Genomic DNA, 19,010 nt, shown 5'->3' on the forward strand with positions numbered 1-19,010 from the left:
TGGTATTAGGATGCAGGACAAAGCGTGAAACATCAGGTTGATCGCCTCATCCTTGTTCCCGACGATATCGACCTATCGCGCTCTCCGCTCGCCGGACATCTCGGTGTCGAGACTTATGTGCTTGGCGCGTTCAACCCGGGGCTAACGCGGCTCGCCAATGGCAATTTGCTGATAATGGTGCGCGTGGCAGAGACGCTCCGTCAGCCAATCGTCGACGGCAACGTCCATGCGATTCGCTGGGAGGCTGGCAGATACCTTCGCGACGCGTGGCCGCTCGCCCTTGCCGACACCGCCGACCCGCGCAAGTTCATGCTTGATGGTGGCGGCTGGAAAGTGATGGCGCTAACGTCGCTGTCATGGCTGCTTCCGGTCGAACTCAGCCCCGATGGTCTAGAGCGCGTCGCCATCCACTACGACCGAGCCGTCGCGCCCGCTTATGATTTCCAATGCTATGGGCTTGAGGACGCGCGCATCAGCCGGGTCGATGGCAAATATCTGATGACGACCTGTTCGGTCAGCCCGGAACGTCATTCGACGACACTCTACAGTTCGGAAAATGGGCTGGACTGGCAGTTCGAGGATATCGTCCTGGATCACCAGAACAAGGACATGCTGATATTCGAAGGTTTGATCGATAAGCAGTTTTGGGCGCAAACCCGGCCGCTCGGGGACCTGTATTTTACCTATCCGCCCGGGAGCGAGTGGCGCTCGGGGCCGTCGATAAACCTTGCGGTTTCCCCCGACGCGCATTTCTGGAAGCCTTATCGTAAGCCCGGCATCCGCCCCGCCGCCGGGACCGTCGCCACTGCGCGCATGGGCGGCGGCGCACCGCCGATCCTGACTGATGAAGGCTGGCTTACGCTCTGGCATGGCGTCGAGCCCAACGGTATTGTCGGCATTTATCGCACTTACTGGTCGATCCTTGATCGCACCGATCCGAGCATCGTCGTCCGCACCCAGCAACAACCATTACTGGAAGCCAACGCTGACCTGACGCAGCCGATCGACCACCAGATGTATATCCGTGACGTCGTCTTCACGACCGGCATTGCGGATGCCAAGGACTATTATGTCGTGGCTTCGGGAGAGGCCGACCTGGCATGTCGGATCACGCATATCCATAAGGATGTATTTAGAACTTAGAGCGGCGCGCAAACCTCGGCCAACCAGACCGCGGCGTCCCCATCGAGCTGTGATCCCACGATCGCCAGCACCTGCGCATGATAGCCGTCGATCCACGCCCGCTCCGCGCCGGTCAGCATCGTGATATCCATCATGTTCCGGTCAATCGGCGCAAAGGTCAGCGTCTCGAAACCCAGCATGGTCATGTCGCCATCGGGGAAGTGACGCGTTTCGACCAGCACCAAATTCTCGATCCTGATCCCGTAAGCATCGGGTTTGTAATAGCCCGGCTCGTTCGACAGGAACATACCCGCGCGCAATGGCTCCTCGGTCCCGGCCTGCCCGCCGCCGGGCTTGGCGATCCGTTGCGGCCCCTCGTGCACCGCCAGAAAGGCACCGACGCCATGCCCGGTGCCGTGGGCGTAATCGAGACCCGCTGCCCACAGGAATTGCCGCGCAAAGCCGTCGAGCTGGCTACCGCGTGTTCCCTCCGGAAAAACCGCCGTCGCCAGGGCAATGTGACCTTTCAGCACGCGGGTAAAACGATCGCGAACGTCCGATGGGGCCGCACCCGGCCCGACCCAGATCGTCCGGGTCACGTCGGTTGTACCGTCGGCATATTGGCCGCCGGAATCGCAGAGATACACCGACGATGGCTCGATCCGTCGGTCGGTGGTTACATCGGCCTTGTAATGCATGATCGCTCCGTGCGGCCCCGCGCCCGAAATCGTATCGAAGCTGAGGTCGACCAACTTGTCCGAACCGCGCCGGAACGTCTCCAGCTGATCCGAGGCTGAAATTTCGGTCAGCCTGCCTGTGGGTGCTTCCACCGAAAGCCAATGAAGATAACGGGACAGTGCCGCACCATCACGGGCGTGGGCGTTGCGCGACCCGACCTGCTCGGCATGATTCTTGATCGCCTTGGCCAACACGGCCGGATCGCGCACTGCCACCAGTGTCGCGCCACCCTTTTCCAGCGCGTCGAATACCGCTGCCACCGCCCGCTCCGCATCGACGGCAACCCGCTGGCCTGCCAACCCCGAAAGGGCAGTCGCGAATTCGGTGCGGTCATGCAATCGCACGCCATTGCCCAAATGCCCCCGCACCGCATCGTCAATCTTGTCTGGAGCGATAAACAGGTCAGCTGTCGCATCCGCGTTAAGGATTGCAAATGCCAACCCGACCGGAGTGTGAGTCACATCTGTGCCGCGCACGTTAAACGTCCACGCAATCGAATCGAGCGCGGTCATCACCGTTGCATCAAGGCCCTCCTTGGTCAGCCAGTCGGCAATCTCGGCACGTTTGTCCGCCGACGACCGTCCCGCCAGCGCGGTCTCCTGCACCGAAATCCGCGCCTGCGACTGGACGGGCTGATCATCCCAGACGGCGTCGATCGGGTTGGCGGTCACCGGCACCAGCTCGACACCCTTGGCGTTCAGCGCGGATTTCGCCGCCGCTACCCAGTCGCGCGTGTGCAACCATGGGTCATAGCCGATCCGGCCGCCCACCGTGGCATGCTCGCGCAACCAGTCTGCGATGCTGGTCTGCGGCACGCCCATATAGGCCCAGTCGTCCCCCGACACCTGCGCGCGGACCTGCAAGGTATAGCGCCCGTCGACGAAGATCGCCGCCTGTTCGGGCAACACCACCGCCGCGCCTGCCGACCCCTTGAACCCCGTCAGCCATTCAAGTCGCTTGGCATAATCGCCGACATATTCGGACATATGCTCGTCGGTGAGAGGCACCACAAAACCGTCGAGTTTTTGCGTGGCAAGCTGGGCACGAACTGCGGAAAGGCGATCGGCGTAGGTGGACATGGCGGCGATCTTTGCTTCTTAGGGAGCGGACAACCAACATAGGTATCATTCGCCGATGACTCCACCCCTTGCCGCGCGCCGCCCGTCCACCACGATCCACCACGGCACTGCCCTGTCAGACGACTATGCCTGGCTGCGCGATCCGGGGTATCCAGAGGTAACCGATCCCGAAATCCTCGATCATCTAAAGGCCGAAAATGCCTATTTCGAGGAGCAGATGGCCCCGCATCAGCCGCTGATCGAAACGCTGTTTCGGGAGATGAAGGGCCGCATCAAGGAGGACGACGCGTCGGTTCCAGCCAAGGACGGCGCATATTTGTATTGGCGCGCGTTCGAGATGGGCGGACAATATCGCAAATGGTGGCGCAAACCCATCGCAGACGGGCCCGACGAACTCATCCTCGACGAGCCCGCACTTGCCGAAGGCCATGAATATTTCCGGGTTGGCGCAGTCTCGCTGACTGAAGACGGGCGCTTCCTCGTGTACGCGGTCGATGACGACGGGTCGGAACGTTACACCGCGCGCGTCCGCGACCTGCAGTCCGGCGAACTGCTGGCCGACACGGTTGTCGGGACGATGGGTGCGCTGGTTTGGAATGCCGATGGGTCGGCCTTCCTCTATGGCCAGGTCAACGAACAGTGGCGCGTCGATACGATCCGGCTCCACCGGATCGGCACTGCCGTTGCCGAAGACGTGAAGATATTTCACGAGGAAGACATCGGGTTTCAGTGCGGTGCAGGAATGACGCACGACCGCAAATGGATCGCGATCGCAACGGGCGACAACACCACCAGCGAAGTCCACCTTCTGCCAGCGACCGACCCGCTTGCAGAACCCATCCTCGTGCGTGCGCGCCAGGCGGGTGTGGAGTATGACGTTGAGACACATGACGACCAGTTGTTCATCGTTACCAACGACACCGACACAAACTTTCGCCTTGCGACGGCGACATTGTCCGTGCCCGCGGAATGGCGTGAACTGATCGGGCCTCGCCGCGACTTCTACCTGACCGACGTGTCATGCTTTGCCGGCTTTTTCGTCGTCGAGGGGCGTGAGAACGGCCTCGATCAGGTCGAGATCCATGATTATGCGGGCGGCCCACCCAAGCGCATCGCATTTCCTGAAACAAGCTACGCCGCCGGCCTGGACGAGAATGCCGAATACGCAACCGGCACACTGCGCTTGTCGTATGAATCGATGATCAGCCCCGACCGCGTGATGGCTTATGATGTGGCCTCCGCGACGATGACCACGCTGAAGGAGCAGATCATTCCTTCCGGGTACGACCGTGATCGCTACGCGACCGAACGACTGGAGATCGTCGCCCGCGACGGCACCCGCGTGCCAGCGTCCGTCGTCTTTGCAAAGGACTTCCCCAGGGACGGCTCTCGTCCGCTGTATCTTTACGGCTACGGCGCGTACGGCATTGCCATACCCCCGGGCTTCTCGCCGCTTCGTCTCAGCTTGCTCGATCGCGGATTTGCCTTTGCGGTCGCGCATATTCGTGGCGGCGATGACCTCGGCCAGCAGTGGCAACTCGACGGCAAGCTGGAAAAACGCTGGAATGCCTTTACCGATTTCGTCGATGTCGCGCGCGGGCTGTGCGACTTGGGCTTTACCTCTCCCGGGAAAGTCTGCGCCGCGGGCGGCTCTGCTGGCGGCGAACTGATGGGGGTCGTGATCAACACCGATCCGGACCTGTTCGGATCGGTCGCCGCGCACGTCCCGTTTGTCGATGTCCTGAATACGATGCTCGACGATACGTTGCCGCTCACGCCCGGCGAATGGCCCGAATGGGGTAATCCGATTGTCGACAAGGCGGCTTTTGATCTGATTCGGAGTTATTCGCCCTATGATAATGTATCGGCGCAGGCTTACCCGCCAATGCTGATAACCGCAGGACTGAACGACCCGCGCGTTACGTACTGGGAACCCGCAAAGTGGTGCGCCCGGCTTCGCGAACTGAAGACCGACGACAGCGTCCTGCTGTTAAAGACGAACATGGGCGCAGGCCATGGCGGTAAGTCGGGCCGCTTCGAGTCGTTGCGCGAGGCAGCGGAGGAGTTTGCGTTTTTTCTTTGGCAAATGAAGTGCGGAGAAGCACACCCGACCCCTTGAGTCATATAGTTGTCATATATCTGAAATACAGGTGTCATGCGATCAGCGTTCGGCTGTCATAATCGGCGCTTAGGAAATTAATTCTAGGTGGTCGCTTTGGATAACGAGGGATTCCAATGCTTAAGTCTCGCCTGCTGCTCGGAGCAGTAAGTTTCTCTACGCTCGTCATGACAGTTCCTGCCGTTGCCAAGCCAGCCAAACACGCTGCCGCCTCAAGCAGCGCCGCCGAGCTCAAGGCGCTGCGTGAACAGATCGAAATTCTAACTGCTCGTCTCGACGCCCAGGAAGCGGCAACGCTGCAGACGCAAAGTACGACGCGCGAAGTCCAGGCCCAGGCCGCCACAGCACAGGCCCAAGCTGAAGCGGCTACTGCAGCAACGGCGACCGTTCCTACCCAGGTCAAGACTGCCATGGCCGCAAACGCGCCAAAGGCTGCCGCTGCCGCATGGTTCAACGACACGTCGATCTCTGGTCGCATGTATTTCAATGCGTCGAACATCAATCAGCAGCTGAATGGCGCAAAGACCGCTTCGACGGGCACGGGTTTCAACATCAAGCGCTTCTATCTCGGCGTCGATCACAAGTTCGATAAGATGTTCTCGGCCAATCTGACGATGGACGTAAGCAACGTCGTCGGGCGCACGTCGAGCGGAAACTTTTCGGGCAACACAGTCGGCGTAACTCTGCCCCCCGTGGGCGCGCCAGGCGCCCCACAAACCGCCGGAGTAACGCAGAGCGACTATGGTCTGGTCGGCAAGGGCTTTTACATCAAGAAAGCCTATCTGCAGGCCAAGTTCGATCCTGCTCTCACGGTCCGCCTCGGTGCTGCCGATATGCCTTGGGTTCCTTATGTCGAGGGTATCTACGGGTATCGCCACATCGAGAACACGCTTGCCGATCGTACCAGCTTTGCAACTTCGTCCGACTGGGGCGTTCACGTTCTTGGCGACCTCGCCGACGGGATTGTTTCGTACCAGGTATCGGTTGTTGACGGCGGCACCTATCGCAACGTCAAGGTCACCAGGAGTGTCGATGTCGAAGGCCGCGTGTCGGTTGCCTACAAGGGCTTTTTTGGCGCGGTCGGCGGCTACACCGGCAAGCTCGGCAACAATGTCCAGAGCGTTACGACCACGCCCACCACATTCCGTACAGCAAGCCGGTTCGATGGCTTGATCGGATACAAGAACAAGCTGTTTACGATCGGTGGCGAATATTTCTACGCCAAGAACTACGCAAGCAGCAATACACCGAACTACATTACCTCACCAATTCTGTCCGACAAGGCCGAGGGTTACTCGGGCTTCGCTTCAGTAAACTTCATGCCCCAGTGGAGCGCGTTCGGTCGCTACGACCATCTAAAGCCTACTAAGGATGTCATCCCTGGCCGCAAGGATGACTATTTCAACGTCGGTGTCCAGTATAGCCCGGCCAAGATTGTTGACCTGGCTCTGGTCTACAAACGCGACACGGCAAACGGCGGCGTGATCAACACGTCTAACGGCAGTATTGGCGCTGCCGGTGTCAACAACCGCGGTACTTACGACGAATTCGGTCTTTTCGGCCAATTCCGCTTCTAAGATTAACTAACTGTCCACAGCGGCGATGCTGCCGCTAACAATGGGAAATATCCATGTATAAGAAATTCGTATTGGCATTTGCAGGACTGGCAGTTGCCGGTGCCGCAGTTGCAGGTGACATCGCCGGCGCTGGCGCTTCGTTCCCGGCTCCCGTCTACGCACGCTGGGCTGAAATGTATCGCGCGACGTCGGGCTCAAAGCTGAACTACCAGGCAATTGGTTCGGGTGGCGGCATCAAGCAGATCAAGGCAAAGACCGTCGATTTCGGCGCAAGCGACAAACCTTTAAAGCCTGCAGACCTCCAGGCTTCCGGCCTGTATCAGTTTCCAACGGTTGTTGGCGGCGTCGTTCCGATCATCAACCTGCCCGGCCTCGCCGCCGGTCGTATCAAGTTGACCGGCGCTCTTCTGGGCGACATCTTCCTCGGCAAGATCACCAAGTGGAACGCGCCCCAACTCCAGTCGATCAACCCACAGTTAAAGCTGCCTGGCACGCCGATCACAGTCGTCCATCGTTCGGACGGTTCGGGGACGTCGTTCCTGTTCACCAGCTATCTGGCGCTTAAGAATCCTGAATGGGCGGCCAAAGTCGGGGGCAACGATGCGGTCCAGTGGCCAGTCGGTATCGGCGGCAAGGGCAATGACGGTGTCTCGGCTTTCGTCAAGCAGACCGTCGGTTCGATCGGCTATGTTGAATATGCGTATGCCAAGCAGAACAAGGCAGCCTATGCCTTGGTCGGCAACAAGGCCAACCGTTTCCCACCACCAGTAACTGCCAGCTTCTCGGCAGCCGCTGCTGGCGCGAAATGGGCTCAGGCTCCCGGTAATTATCTCCTCCTGCTCGACCAGGCCGGTCCAAACGCTTGGCCTATCACGGGTGCCACGTTCATCCTGATCCACAGGGAGCAGACGAACGCCGAAACTGGCGCTTCGGTTTTGAAGTTCTTCGACTGGGCTTACAAGACGGGTGACGCCTCGGCTCTCGCGCTTGACTATGTCCCGCTGCCAGCAGCCGTGAAGGCGCAGATGCGTCGGCAGTGGGCGACTAACGTTATGTCGGGCGGCAAGCCTGTTTACGTAGCGAAATAAAGCGACCGGACGGCGCGGCGGAGCATTTATCTCTGCCGCCGCGCCTTTCTCGCGACAAACCATGACAGCTACCAGCCTCCCCGCCGCGCAGGTTTCCGGTTTTGCAACGAAAGCACCCGGAGCGACCAGTGAAATGCTTTTCCGCTGGGCTTGCGCTTCCGCAGCGACGCTGCTGCTCGCCACCCTTTCGGGCGTCGTCATCAGCCTCGCAATCGGGGGGTGGCCCGCGTTCCGCACCTTCGGCTTCGGCTTCCTTACCTCCACGACCTGGGATCCGGTCGGCGACGTCTACGGCGCCGCCGGTCCCATCGCCGGAACGCTCATCACGGCTTTCCTGGCATTGTTGATGGCCTTGCCGCTGGCGATGGGCGCGTCGATCTTCCTGGTGGAATTCGCTCCTGCGCGCCTCTCAAAACCGATTGCCATGGCGATCGAACTGCTCGCGGGCATCCCTTCGATCGTTTACGGCATGTGGGGCCTGTTCGTGTTTGCGCCCTGGTTCGCCGAACATGTCCAGATGCCGTTGATGATGTCCGCAACGCCGGGAAGCTGGCTCGAAAGCATCGTTCAAGGCGTCCCCAACGGCGCAAATATCTCCACCGCATCGATGATCCTGGCAATCATGATCCTGCCCTACATGGCGGCGGTTTTCCGCGAGTTGCTCCTGACGGTTCCGGCGCAAGTCCGCGAAGCTGGCTATGGTCTCGGCTGCACCCCCTTCGAAGTCATGAAGTCCGTCACGGTTCCCTATGTCGGACAAGGGATGATCGGCGTCATCATGCTCGGCCTGGGCCGCGCCCTGGGCGAGACGATGGCGGTCACCTTCATCATCGGTAACGCCCACAGCTTTCCCAAATCGATGTTCGACTCCGGTTCAACGATCGCCTCCACGATCGCCAGTGAATTCGCCGAAGCCTCCAGCGAAGCGCATATTTCAGCGCTGATCGGCCTCGGCTTCGTGCTGTTCGTGATCACCTTCATCGTCCTGGCAATTGCCCGTCTCCTCCTTGCAAGATCGAAGCACTAGAGATGGCCAAGGAATTCGGCATCGCGCGCGCGCGCAATCGACGCATCGTCAACGGTATCTTTGTCGGTGCCTGTGGCATCGCGACATTCATCGCCCTTGGCGCGCTCGTCATGATTCTCTGGTCGCTGGTTATCCAGGGCATCGGCGGACTTGATGCAAAGATCTTCACGATGAGCCAACCAGCACCGGGGTCCGAAGGCGGCCTGTCCAATGCCATTACCGGATCACTGATCATGTGCGGCCTCGGCATGGCAATTGCCTTGGTCGTCGGCATCCTCGCCGGGACATGGCTTTCGGAATATGGCGGCAAGACCCGCTACGGCCACATCGTTCGCTTTATGAACGACGTCCTGCTGTCGGCCCCGTCGATCCTGATAGGCCTGTTCGTCTATGGCGTATTGGTCGCGCCGTTCCATGGCTTCTCGGCGCTTGCCGGTGCCGTCGCACTTGCGATCCTTGCCGTCCCGGTTGTTACCCGGACAACCGAGGATATTCTCAATCTCCAGCCGAATACGCTTCGCGAGGCGGGTATGGCGCTCGGTGCAACGCGCGCGTTCGTCACGCGGAAAATCGTCTGGCGCGCGGCCGCTGCGGGACTCGTCACGGCGGGCCTTCTCGGCTTCGCCCGGATATCCGGCGAAACCGCACCATTGCTGTTCACGTCCCTCGGCAACCAGTTCTTCAGCGTAAACCTCAGTCAGCCAATGGCATCCTTGCCCACGACAATCTTCCAGTTTGCCCTGTCGGCCTATGACGACTGGCGCCGCCTCGCATGGGTCGGGGCGCTCCTCATCGCTTCGGCGGTTCTCTCAATCAATATCATTGGGCGCATATTGTCCCGGGAAAGTCACCGCTGATGAACTTCGACATCCAATCCGTGGATACGGACGAGCCCGTCATGGTCGCCCCAACCGGCGAACTGATTCTTGAGACCAGAAACCTAGATTTCTTTTACGGCAAGACCCAGTCGCTGTTCGGCATAAATCTTCCCGTCGAGCGCAACCGGATCACGGCGCTGATCGGCCCATCGGGTTGTGGCAAGTCGACGCTGTTGCGTGCGCTGAATCGCATCTACGACCTCTACCCGGGCCAGCATTCAACCGGTCGCGTATTGCTCGAGGGCGAAGACGTCCTGACCGACCGCGCCAGCATTGCCCGCCTGAAAGCGCGTGATGGCTCAACCGATGTGGTCCAGTCGAACATCGACCTCGCCCGCCTTCGTGCGCGGATCGGGATGGTGTTTCAGAAACCGACGCCGTTCCCCATGTCGATCTATGACAATGTGGCGTTCGGCGTGAAGCTGTACGAGCGCAAATCAAAGGCCGACATGGACGTTATCGTCGAACGCTCGCTGACCCGCGCGGCGCTCTGGGGTGAAGTAAAGGACAAATTGTCGGCATCGGGCCTCAGCCTGTCGGGTGGACAACAGCAGCGACTGTGTGTTGCGCGCGGGATTGCTGTTGAACCCGAAATCCTACTCCTCGACGAACCCGCTTCGGCGCTCGATCCGATCTCGACGGCAAAGCTTGAAGAAACGCTGATGGCGCTGAAGTCCGATCTGACGATCGTGATCGTGACGCACAATTTGCAACAGGCGGCACGTTTGTCGGATCATACCGGCTTCATGTTCCTCGGCAAAATGATCGAGTTCGGGCCCACGCCCGACCTTTTTTCCAATCCGCGCGTCAAGCGGACCCGCGATTATGTCACCGGCCGATTCGGTTAAGGAACATCCATATGAGTGATGACACCCGCCACACACTTCACGCGTTCGATGACGACCTCGACAGCCTCCGTGCTTCAGTCAGCAAGATGGGTGAACTGGTAGAGGCATCGATTTCCGCGGCCATGAAGGCCATCGAATCCGGAAACGCCGATGGTGCAACGCAGATCATCACCAACGATCTTGTGATCGACCAGCTCCAGCTTGGTATCGAGCGCGATATTGTTCGCTTGCTCGCAATCCGTGCGCCAATGGCCGACGATCTCCGCGACGTTGTCGCTGCGTTGAAAATCGCAAGCGTCCTCGAACGCATCGGTGATTATGCAAAGAATATTGCCCGCCGTGTTTCGGTCATTGGCGATCTCGGTGCAATCGACAGTCGCGGGATCGTAGCCAGCATGGGTAGGGCGGCATTGTCACTCGTCGTCGACGCCAATTCTGCGTTCTCGAAGCGCGATGCCGAGGCCGCCCGGGACATCGGGGAACGCGACCAACAAATTGACCAGCTATTCAACGAGCTCTCGCTTGCGCTCGTTGCACAGATGATGAAAAATCCAAAAACTATCGCTGCCTGTACGCATTTGCTGTCGGTCGCCAAGGGGCTGGAGCGCATCGGCGATCATGCCACCAATCTTGCCGAAATGGTTTATTTCGCAGCAGTCGGCACCGAGATGCCCGATCGTATTCGCTGGCCGGCTTCGGAAAGAGTCGGTTAACACCGCTCTTTCGCTTTAGAAGGAAGGCATCAGAAAAAGCCTTCCCCGCCGCAGCGGGCGAGGGCGACTCCTAGCGCTCGTGCGTTTTCGCCAAGGCGATCCCAGCCAGGTTTTGCGACCGTGCAATCTTGCGAATACGCGGCCACTCGCGGTCGCCCACCTTCGCTGCGAAGGCATCAAAATGCCGCTGCATGTTCGCGCCACGGCATTTCGCCACGCGCAAAGCCTGCGCCACGACGATCGCCGAATCTCCGAGCAATACGAAGTCATCCGCCCCTGAATCCAGGGCCACATCCACAGCGAGTATCAGCGCAACCCACTCGGCATCGCAGTTCGTGCCCAGCCCGAGGTCTGTCAAAATATGCACCGTCCCCGCGGTAACGACGGCCGCCTCCATCTTGCCGGGATTGGGACGACACCCTCCATCGAAATAGACTTTTCGGCGGCGGGCAGTCACCACCCCTCGATCAACGACCGCAATTCAACGAGACTCGGCGCCGCAAGCAGTATCCCGAAAGCCACGTCAAACGTCCGCACCGCCCTGACGCGCTGTCCCCGCCGATGGTTCCTGACATCGATCAGTGTCATGACGAGTATCGACAGCCCACAAAACGCGGCGACCGCTAACGCAAGGGCCAATGGTGCGACCATCAGCCGTTCAAACGAAGCCCCACCGAACACGCCGTGGATCGCCCAGAGCAAAAGCGCCGCTCCCGCCGCCACCGTGCCGGTTCCCGTCGCTCGTTTTAGTGTCCAGGCCCAGATGAGCTGCATTTCCGCTCTGTGGCGCATCCCACGATCCGGCGCATCAAGTTTCCGGTGGCGAAGAGAAGAAAGCTTACTTAACTCGAGGGTATCAACAGGGAAATCAGACATGAGAATCGAATTCCTCGGAGCTCTCGCGCTCGTCACAATTACCGTTTCTCCGGCGACAGCTGGAACCGAACAGTTTTCAGTCATCTCGGGTGGCAAGAAGGTTGGTCACCTCACCGCCAGCAGGACGGGCAACAAAATCGTCATCGACTATGACGTGAAGAACAACGGGCGCGGGCCAACGATCGCGGAAACGGTCAGCGTCGATCTCCGGGGTTTGCCGACCGCATGGACCGTTACCGGCACGACGACTTTCGGCAGCAAGGTCAACGAACAATTCGCTCTTTCCCGCAACACGGCCAGCTGGAATGACTCGACCGGCAAAAGCAGCGTTACGGTCCGCGAACCCAGCCTCTACATCGCGCAGGGAGCCAGTCCTTACGCGTCGGGCCTCTATGCCAGCGCGCTGCTGAAAGACCCCGACATGGCGATGGCTGCGCTTCCCGGTGGTGTCATTCGACTCGAAAAAGGTGAGGCCGTCGCAATTGCGGGAACGACCGGCACGCTGGCGGCGACCGCCTATACGATCAGCGGGGTCGACCTGACCCCGGACACGGTCCTGCTCGATGGCCGGGGAGCGATGGTCGGATATGTCACGCCCGATTTCATCATGATCCGCGCTGGTTTCGAAGGCGAGGAGAAGCGCCTGCGCGGGTTGGCCGCCAAATGGTCGACCGACCGCTATGTCGCTATCCAGCAACAGGTGGCGCATAACTACGTCGGCCCCGTTCGCATTAGGAACGTCCGCATCTTCGATCCCGTAACCTCTGCCCTCACCGCGGCCATGTCGGTGATCGTCCGGGGCAAGGAGATTGTGGCAGTTGAATCTCTGGACAGTCCCGCCACACCGGGCGAAGTGACGATTGATGGCGCGGGTGGCACGCTGATAGCGGGCATGGTCGAGGCGCACGGCCACCTTGGTCAGGACGATGCCTTGCTGAACCTGATGGCGGGCATCACCATTGTGCGTGACATGGGCAACGATAATGCCGTGCTCGACACACTGATCGACAGCATGGACAGTGGCACGATCGGGGGGCCGCACGTCGTTCGCAGCGGCTTTATCGAGGGCAAAAGCCCGTTCAGCGCCAACAATGGTATCCTTGTGGACAGCCAGTCTGCCGCCATCGACGCCGTTCGCTGGTATGGCGCGCGCGGCTATTGGCAGATCAAGATTTATAACAGCATGAACCCCGCCTGGGTGCCGGCGATGGTTGCCGAAGCCCATAAGCTGGGGATGCGCGTCGCCGGACATGTTCCCGCTTTTTCGACTGCCGACGCCATGATCGCGGCGGGGTATGACGAGATGACTCACATCAACCAGTTCATGCTCGGCTGGGTTTTGAAACCTGGCGAGGACACGCGAACTTTGTTTCGCCTGACCGCCCTCCGTCGCCTGCCCATGCTCGACCTGGCCAGCGCGCCGGTCCAGCACACCATTCAGTCAATGGTGGACGGTCATAAGGCGATCGATCCCACCGTCGGCATCCATGAGCAGCTGACCCAGAACCGCGATGGCATCGTCCCGCCGGGAGACGTCGACTTCTTTGACCACATGCCTATCGGGTATCAGCGCAGTGCCAAAAAAGCATTGATCGATGTGTCGGCCCCGGGTGACGACGCCGCCTATCGTGGTGCCTTTGAAAAGATCATGGCCACCATCGCGATGCTCCACAAACGTGGCGTGTTCATCGTTTTCGGCACCGATACTGGCGGATCCTTTAGCTATCATCGCGAGCTTGAGCTTTACCAGAAAGCCGGCATGACCCCCCGCGAAATCCTGAAGCGTGCAACCTATGAGAGCACGCAATACCTGGGCATGGACCAGCGCATGGGGTCGATTGCCAAGGGCAAGCTTGCTGATTTCTTCCTGGTTCCCGGCGACCCCACGAACGACCTGAAAGCGATCAAAACAATCCGGATGGTCGTAAAGGACGGCACGTTTTACTACCCGACCGAAGTCTATCCGAAGTTTGGTATCAAACCGTTTACCACCGTCCCGGCGATCACTATGCCCCGGCCGCTCAGGTAAACCGCCGCACCACCGCACGTTCCAGCGTTCGGTCGGCCAGCGAATAGTAAAGGTGGGAACAGTCCCCGGCCTCCACCACGGAAGCTGCGAATGCGATGTCGGCCGCCGCCCGCTCCAACTGCGGCGGCGGCACGATCAGCGGCTCGATACAGCGGTCGACAACAGCGGTGCAGTCCCGGTCGAACGCAACCCACCCGATCCGCCAGCGCGCATCCTGGGTGGCGCCGTTATAGAACATCACCGGCACATCGGGGTTGCTGGTCAGCATCGGTCCGGTCGACAAGTGCCATGAGTCCCACTCCCCCGCGCGCGGCCCGAAGGGGGCCGGCTGCTCCACCCACGGCCCCGCGACATCGGTCCCGATTGCCAGCCCGATCAACGACGCCTGGTCCCGCGCAAATTCATAGAACAGTCGCCAGCGCCCGTCCGCCGTCCGCTCGATCGTCGCCTCCTTGGTATTACCCTCGGTCTTGGACGACGCCAACGCCACGCCCTTCTTGACCAGCGACCGCAAGTCCGACCCTTCGGCATACAGCATCTGCCCCGACGACCGCGTCGCATCGACCCCGGTGTAATAAACCACCCAGCGCCCATCGATCAGCACCGGCGTCGGGTCTTCGCACCCGCCGATGTCCAGCGCGTCGGGCCCCGGCACCAGCACCGGCGCATCGTCCATAGTAAAGCTCAGCCCGTCTGCGCTCTCGCCATACCAGATCGTGCCCGTATCCTGCTCCGCTGATCCCGCCCGCGGCACCGCCCGCACCAGGATAGCAAACCGCCCGCCATCGAGCTGCCAGACATAGGGGCTCATCAAATCCCGCGTCGCCAGCACACCGCTCGCAACCAAGGTCACCGCGTCGATCGCCTCGACATTGAAATCCAGCGCCATCGCCTAAGCCCTCCCCAATCTACGCCCCTTGGGCCAGCACCAGCGACAGGCCGCCATCGATCGTCACGGTCGTCCCGGTAATATAGGTGGCAGCCGGTGACGCGAGGTATACGGCCAGTGCCGCCACCTCCTCCGCCGTCCCCGCGCGCTTCACCGGAATCGCCGCTTCCAGCATCGCGCGATACGCCGCATCCGCCTGCGCCTTGGCATTCATCGGGGTCAGGATCATGCCCGGCGCAATTGCGTTCACCGTGATCCCGGCCCCCGCACATTCCAGCGCCATCGTCTCGGTCAGCTTTTTCAGTCCACCCTTTGCCGAACAATAATCCGCCGCTCCCACGCGGACATCCTCGGCATGGATCGACGATATGTTGATGATGCAGCCCGGTCCGCCCGCCTTCACCCGCTCACGCACGAACCGGCGCGAAGTCAGGAACGGTCCGGTCAGGTCACTCCCGATCAACCGCTGCCACTGCGCCAGCGTCATGTCCGCAACCGTCACTCCCGACTGGTTCAGCCCCGCCGAGTTCACCAGAACCGTCGGCACGCCCAGCGCCCCGATCACTTTATCGAACGCCGCTTCGACCGCGCCCTCATCGGCAACATCGGCCCGCACCGCGACCGCGCGACCACCCGCCGCCGTCACCACGGCCACCGTACTGTTCGCGGCATCAATGTCGTGAAAGTAGAGCACGGCGACATCATGGCCAGCCGCCGCAAGAGCACCCGCGCACGCAGCGCCGATGCCCGATTCAGCACCCGTGACGAATGCTATTGGTCGAAAACTCGGGGACTCACTCATAGCTTCGTCTTTCGCAAACGATGGGCGACGTGGCTGGTCCCTCCACCACGTCGCCCGATTTCAAATCGGTATCAAGCCGATGTTAGCGGCACCGTACCTGGCTATTGTTCTGGTCAACCGCGCGGCCCGCAAGTGCGCCGATCCCGGCACCCAGCAACGTGCCCACCGTGCGCGAACGCCCGCCGTCGATCACATTGCCCAACACGCCGCCACCAACCGCGCCGACGATTAGGCCGGTCGTGCCATCATTGCGCTTGCAATAATATTTGCCGTCATTGCCCCGATAAACGCGGTCATCCGACGCCAGCACGCGTTCCTGATAATTCGGTCCATCGCGGTAATAACGCGATGGCTCATAATTGGTCTCGACCCGCTCGTCGCTGTAATAGCCGCGCGGATCGGGTCGATAGTTCTGATCGCGATAGCCATTGCCGCGAGAGTTGCGCGCAGCAACATAACGGTCCACTTCGGCCCTATATGACTGATATTCATTATCGTAGCGACGCTGTGCCGCATTGAAGCGCGCATCGTCCTGCGAACTCTGTGCTAGAACGGGCGTCGCCAGTGAAAGGCAAGACGTCGCGGCAATCACGGCCAGACGGGTAAATCGGTTCATTTCAAATATCCTGTCCTGTTACGTTAGCAGAACGGCGGTGATGGCGGATTGTTGCATAACCCGCGATGTATGAAATGTTGCCGATTGTTCAGAAAGCGATGCCTTTCGCGTTACGGACAAGGGCGCCGCTTGCGCACGCGCCCTTGTCGCTTTTCATCAAATTAGAACTTGACCGAAGCCTCGATACCAAATGTCCTCGGGGCGTTGAAATTGCCGTAGTCGCCGAGGACGTTGTTGATACTACCCGATGTGACGCTGGTCGTCGGCGCGCCGGGAAGGCTGTTCGACGGATCGCGGCGGAAGATATATTGATAGTCGAACAGGTTCCGACCCCAGACCGAGAGCGTCAGGCGGCTGCCGCCGAGTCCGCCCGAAATGTCGGCCAGCGCGACGCGCCCGTTGACGATGAACGACGAGTCCGCCTTGGTCTCGAACTGATCGAACGCCTGCGTCGCCTGGGCGTAGTTGGCATCAACGTGCAACCGCAGCTGCGTACCATTGTCGTTGACCGGAACCGAATAATCAATCGCGCCACTCGCCGCATTGCGCGGAGTAAAGACGATGTAGAAGTTCTGATAGACATTCGTCTGGTTCACGCCAGGTGCAGGCAAAGCAACCGTGTTGGTGTTAGTGATCAAGACCGGCGGAATCTTGGTGTAAGTGTAGGCGTATGACCCCGTCAGCGTCAGACCTTCGACCGGGTTGATCGTCAAATCGGCCTCGATTCCGCGGATCTTGGTGATACCGGGCGCATTGATCGTCTTCAGAATGTTAATGTTGGAGTTCGTCGCCGTGTCGGTCTGGATCGAGCTGATGTCGACCTGGCTGTTCTTGCGGTCCATGATGTAGGCCGCGACGTTCAGGCGCGCTTTATGGTCGAAGAAGTCGGACTTGAACCCGATTTCGTAAGACTTGATGTCCTCAGGGTTGAACGGCTGATAATTCGCGGTGCGTGAGCTCGCGCCACCGGCACGGTAACCTGTCGCATATTTGGCATAGAGGTGAACTGTCTGGCTCGCATCGAATGCGATCGTCGCAGTCGGGTTAAAGCGGTCCCAGGTCTTATCCAGCGGTGCATAGCCATTATTGGTCGCGACCGTCGGATTTGTGTCATAATTCACGTTTCGGAAGTAGTGTAGCACTCCCCGCTTCTTGTCGTGGGTATAACGCCCACCGACCGTCAGGTGGATAGCATCGGTCGCGTTCCAGGTAGCCTGCCCGTAAGCCGCGTAGCTTTTCGAATAGACTTCCGAAGCACGGTCGACCGAGCAACCATTGACGGCTTGGCCAACAAACAGCGGCGTGCTGGCAGTGCAGAAGGCAATCGGCACGTAGCTGTAGCTCGAAACGGTGGGCACGCCGCCGACAGGTGTCGTGGTATTGGCAACGATGCCAATCGAGTTCGGTGTAGCCGCGTTGTCGCTCACATGCTCATTGAAATAATAGAGGCCAGCGACGTAATCGACCGGACCAACCGTTCCGACAGCCTGGAATTCCTGGCTGAACTGGTTCTGGTGGAGATCAGCCAAGCTGTAACGGCTGAAACCACAGGGTGCCGCCGGAGTACAGGTAGTCGGGTTGGTCGCGCCGATCGCGGGGAGCGTGACGACGGGGACACGGTGCGCGCCGCCCGAGTTGTCCCACTGCGTTGCATTCACACCGCGCCACGCGGTGATCGAACGCAATTCGAGCTCAGGCGAAACCTTGTACTTGAGCGAGTTCGTAAAGCCGTGAGTCTTGTCGACGCTTGGCTGCTGCGGGACGCCGATATCGGCATCATTCATGCGGCTGGTCCCGTTGACGACAACACCTGGGAGGATCGGCTTAACCGTACCGGTGATCGTCGTGTAGGCGGTGCCGGGTAGATAGCAGAACGGAGCGGCGGACTGTGCGCCTGCGACGCAGCCGTTCGGATTGACATTCAGCAGCTGGCTGTAAAACGGCGTGTTCTTGTCTTGTGCGACGTCGTACGAGAAATCCTCGGTGATTTCGCTCGTCGGCTGCCAGCGCACGGCAGCGCGGAAGCCCTGGCGATCGAAATAGTTCCAGCCGGTCGAGCCGGGATATGGGTCTTTGGTAGTGGCGTTTTGATATTGCTTCACGCCGTCGAGCTTGATGCTGAAACCCTTGTATTCAGGAAGGTCCAGGTGGATTTCGCCGTTGTAGGCACCGTAGTTGCCGGTACCGGCGCTCGCACGACCACCGAATTCACCGCTTGGGGCGCGTGTCACGATGCTGAGCGCGCCGCCTTCGGTGTTGCGACCGAACAACGTACCCTGCGGACCCTTCAGAACTTCGATCCGTTCGACGTCGAACAGAGCGGCGTTCAGGCCATGCTGGCGCCCCAGATAAACCCCGTCGATATAGATGCCGACGCCTTGTTCACGCGCGGGCTGGTTGGCATCGAGCGGCACGATGCCGCGAATGCCGACGGTCAGCGCGGACTGCCGCGCTTCGAAGGTCGCGACACGAAGCGATGGAACCGCGCCATCGGCCAGGTCATAAAGGCTCTGAACGTGCCGATCCTGAAGTGCCTGCGTGCTGAGCACGTTGATAGCGATAGGGGTTTGCTGCAAATTTGTTTCACGCTTGGTCGCGGTGACCACGAT

General features: G+C 60.1%; 16 protein-coding genes. 9 read left to right on the top strand and 7 right to left on the bottom strand.

Translation table 11 applies throughout. The features are described 5' to 3' along the window. The first annotated feature begins 24 nt into the window (after window positions 1–24). Window positions 25–1,143 carry a glycosidase gene (locus tag Q0R02_RS09720; RefSeq protein WP_293882893.1) on the top strand — a complete coding sequence of 373 codons (1,119 nt, stop codon included), beginning with the start codon at window positions 25–27 and terminating at the stop codon, window positions 1,141–1,143. Here Q0R02_RS09720 and Q0R02_RS09725 read toward each other — a convergent pair. Next, window positions 1,140–2,939 carry an aminopeptidase P family protein gene (locus Q0R02_RS09725; RefSeq protein ID WP_293882896.1) on the bottom strand — a complete coding sequence of 600 codons (1,800 nt, stop codon included), beginning with the start codon at window positions 2,937–2,939 and terminating at the stop codon, window positions 1,140–1,142. The genes Q0R02_RS09720 and Q0R02_RS09725 overlap by 4 nt on opposite strands. A gap of 55 nt (window positions 2,940–2,994) precedes the next feature. Here Q0R02_RS09725 and Q0R02_RS09730 point away from each other — a divergent pair, with 55 nt between their 5' ends. From Q0R02_RS09730 to phoU, 7 genes are all read left to right on the top strand, one after another. Beyond that, a complete protein-coding gene (locus tag Q0R02_RS09730; RefSeq protein ID WP_293882899.1) occupies window positions 2,995–5,058 on the top strand; it encodes a S9 family peptidase in 2,064 nt (687 codons plus the stop codon). Between the two features lie 116 nt (window positions 5,059–5,174). After that, window positions 5,175–6,635 (top strand): hypothetical protein, encoded by a 1,461-nt coding sequence (locus Q0R02_RS09735; protein ID WP_293882902.1) that lies wholly within the window; start codon window positions 5,175–5,177, stop codon window positions 6,633–6,635. A 53-nt stretch (window positions 6,636–6,688) separates the two neighbouring features. Continuing rightward, window positions 6,689–7,723: a phosphate ABC transporter substrate-binding protein PstS gene (pstS, locus tag Q0R02_RS09740; RefSeq protein ID WP_293882905.1), complete on the top strand. Its 1,035-nt coding sequence runs from the start codon at window positions 6,689–6,691 to the stop codon at window positions 7,721–7,723. Between the two features lie 61 nt (window positions 7,724–7,784). Next, window positions 7,785–8,750, top strand: coding sequence for a phosphate ABC transporter permease subunit PstC (pstC, locus tag Q0R02_RS09745; protein ID WP_293882908.1), 966 nt, complete (start codon window positions 7,785–7,787; stop codon window positions 8,748–8,750). A gap of 2 nt (window positions 8,751–8,752) precedes the next feature. Beyond that, on the top strand, window positions 8,753–9,607 hold the full coding sequence (gene pstA / locus Q0R02_RS09750) for a phosphate ABC transporter permease PstA (protein ID WP_293882911.1): 855 nt from the start codon (window positions 8,753–8,755) through the stop codon (window positions 9,605–9,607). Between the two features lie 41 nt (window positions 9,608–9,648). Then, entirely contained in the window at window positions 9,649–10,476 is an 828-nt protein-coding gene (locus Q0R02_RS09755; protein ID WP_293882940.1) for a phosphate ABC transporter ATP-binding protein, read from the top strand. Between the two features lie 11 nt (window positions 10,477–10,487). Beyond that, window positions 10,488–11,189, top strand: coding sequence for a phosphate signaling complex protein PhoU (gene phoU, locus Q0R02_RS09760; RefSeq protein ID WP_293882913.1), 702 nt, complete (start codon window positions 10,488–10,490; stop codon window positions 11,187–11,189). 70 nt (window positions 11,190–11,259) lie between these two features. Here the strand turns inward: phoU and Q0R02_RS09765 are convergent, their stop codons facing one another. Next, window positions 11,260–11,649, bottom strand: coding sequence for an RNase H family protein (locus Q0R02_RS09765; protein WP_367271452.1), 390 nt, complete (start codon window positions 11,647–11,649; stop codon window positions 11,260–11,262). After that, window positions 11,643–11,963, bottom strand: coding sequence for a hypothetical protein (locus Q0R02_RS09770; protein ID WP_293882918.1), 321 nt, complete (start codon window positions 11,961–11,963; stop codon window positions 11,643–11,645). The genes Q0R02_RS09765 and Q0R02_RS09770 overlap by 7 nt, the downstream gene beginning before the upstream one ends. A gap of 100 nt (window positions 11,964–12,063) precedes the next feature. Here Q0R02_RS09770 and Q0R02_RS09775 point away from each other — a divergent pair, with 100 nt between their 5' ends. Next, the gene (locus Q0R02_RS09775) at window positions 12,064–14,094 is read left to right on the top strand and encodes an amidohydrolase family protein (protein WP_293882920.1); all 2,031 of its coding nucleotides are present in this window, start codon (window positions 12,064–12,066) and stop codon (window positions 14,092–14,094) included. Here Q0R02_RS09775 and Q0R02_RS09780 read toward each other — a convergent pair. The 4 genes from Q0R02_RS09780 to Q0R02_RS09795 all read right to left on the bottom strand — a co-directional run. Beyond that, window positions 14,087–14,983: a glycosidase gene (locus Q0R02_RS09780; RefSeq protein ID WP_293882923.1), complete on the bottom strand. Its 897-nt coding sequence runs from the start codon at window positions 14,981–14,983 to the stop codon at window positions 14,087–14,089. The genes Q0R02_RS09775 and Q0R02_RS09780 overlap by 8 nt on opposite strands. Window positions 14,984–15,002: 19 nt before the next feature. Next, window positions 15,003–15,785 carry an SDR family oxidoreductase gene (locus Q0R02_RS09785; RefSeq protein WP_293882926.1) on the bottom strand — a complete coding sequence of 261 codons (783 nt, stop codon included), beginning with the start codon at window positions 15,783–15,785 and terminating at the stop codon, window positions 15,003–15,005. An 82-nt stretch (window positions 15,786–15,867) separates the two neighbouring features. Then, the gene (locus Q0R02_RS09790; protein ID WP_293882929.1) at window positions 15,868–16,401 is read right to left on the bottom strand and encodes a glycine zipper 2TM domain-containing protein; all 534 of its coding nucleotides are present in this window, start codon (window positions 16,399–16,401) and stop codon (window positions 15,868–15,870) included. A 161-nt stretch (window positions 16,402–16,562) separates the two neighbouring features. Then, on the bottom strand, window positions 16,563–19,010 hold a 2,448-nt coding region (locus Q0R02_RS09795; protein WP_293882931.1), incomplete at its 5' end, for a TonB-dependent receptor.

Source organism: Sphingomonas sp., from assembly GCF_025353885.1.
Lineage (GTDB): Bacteria > Pseudomonadota > Alphaproteobacteria > Sphingomonadales > Sphingomonadaceae > Sphingomonas_O.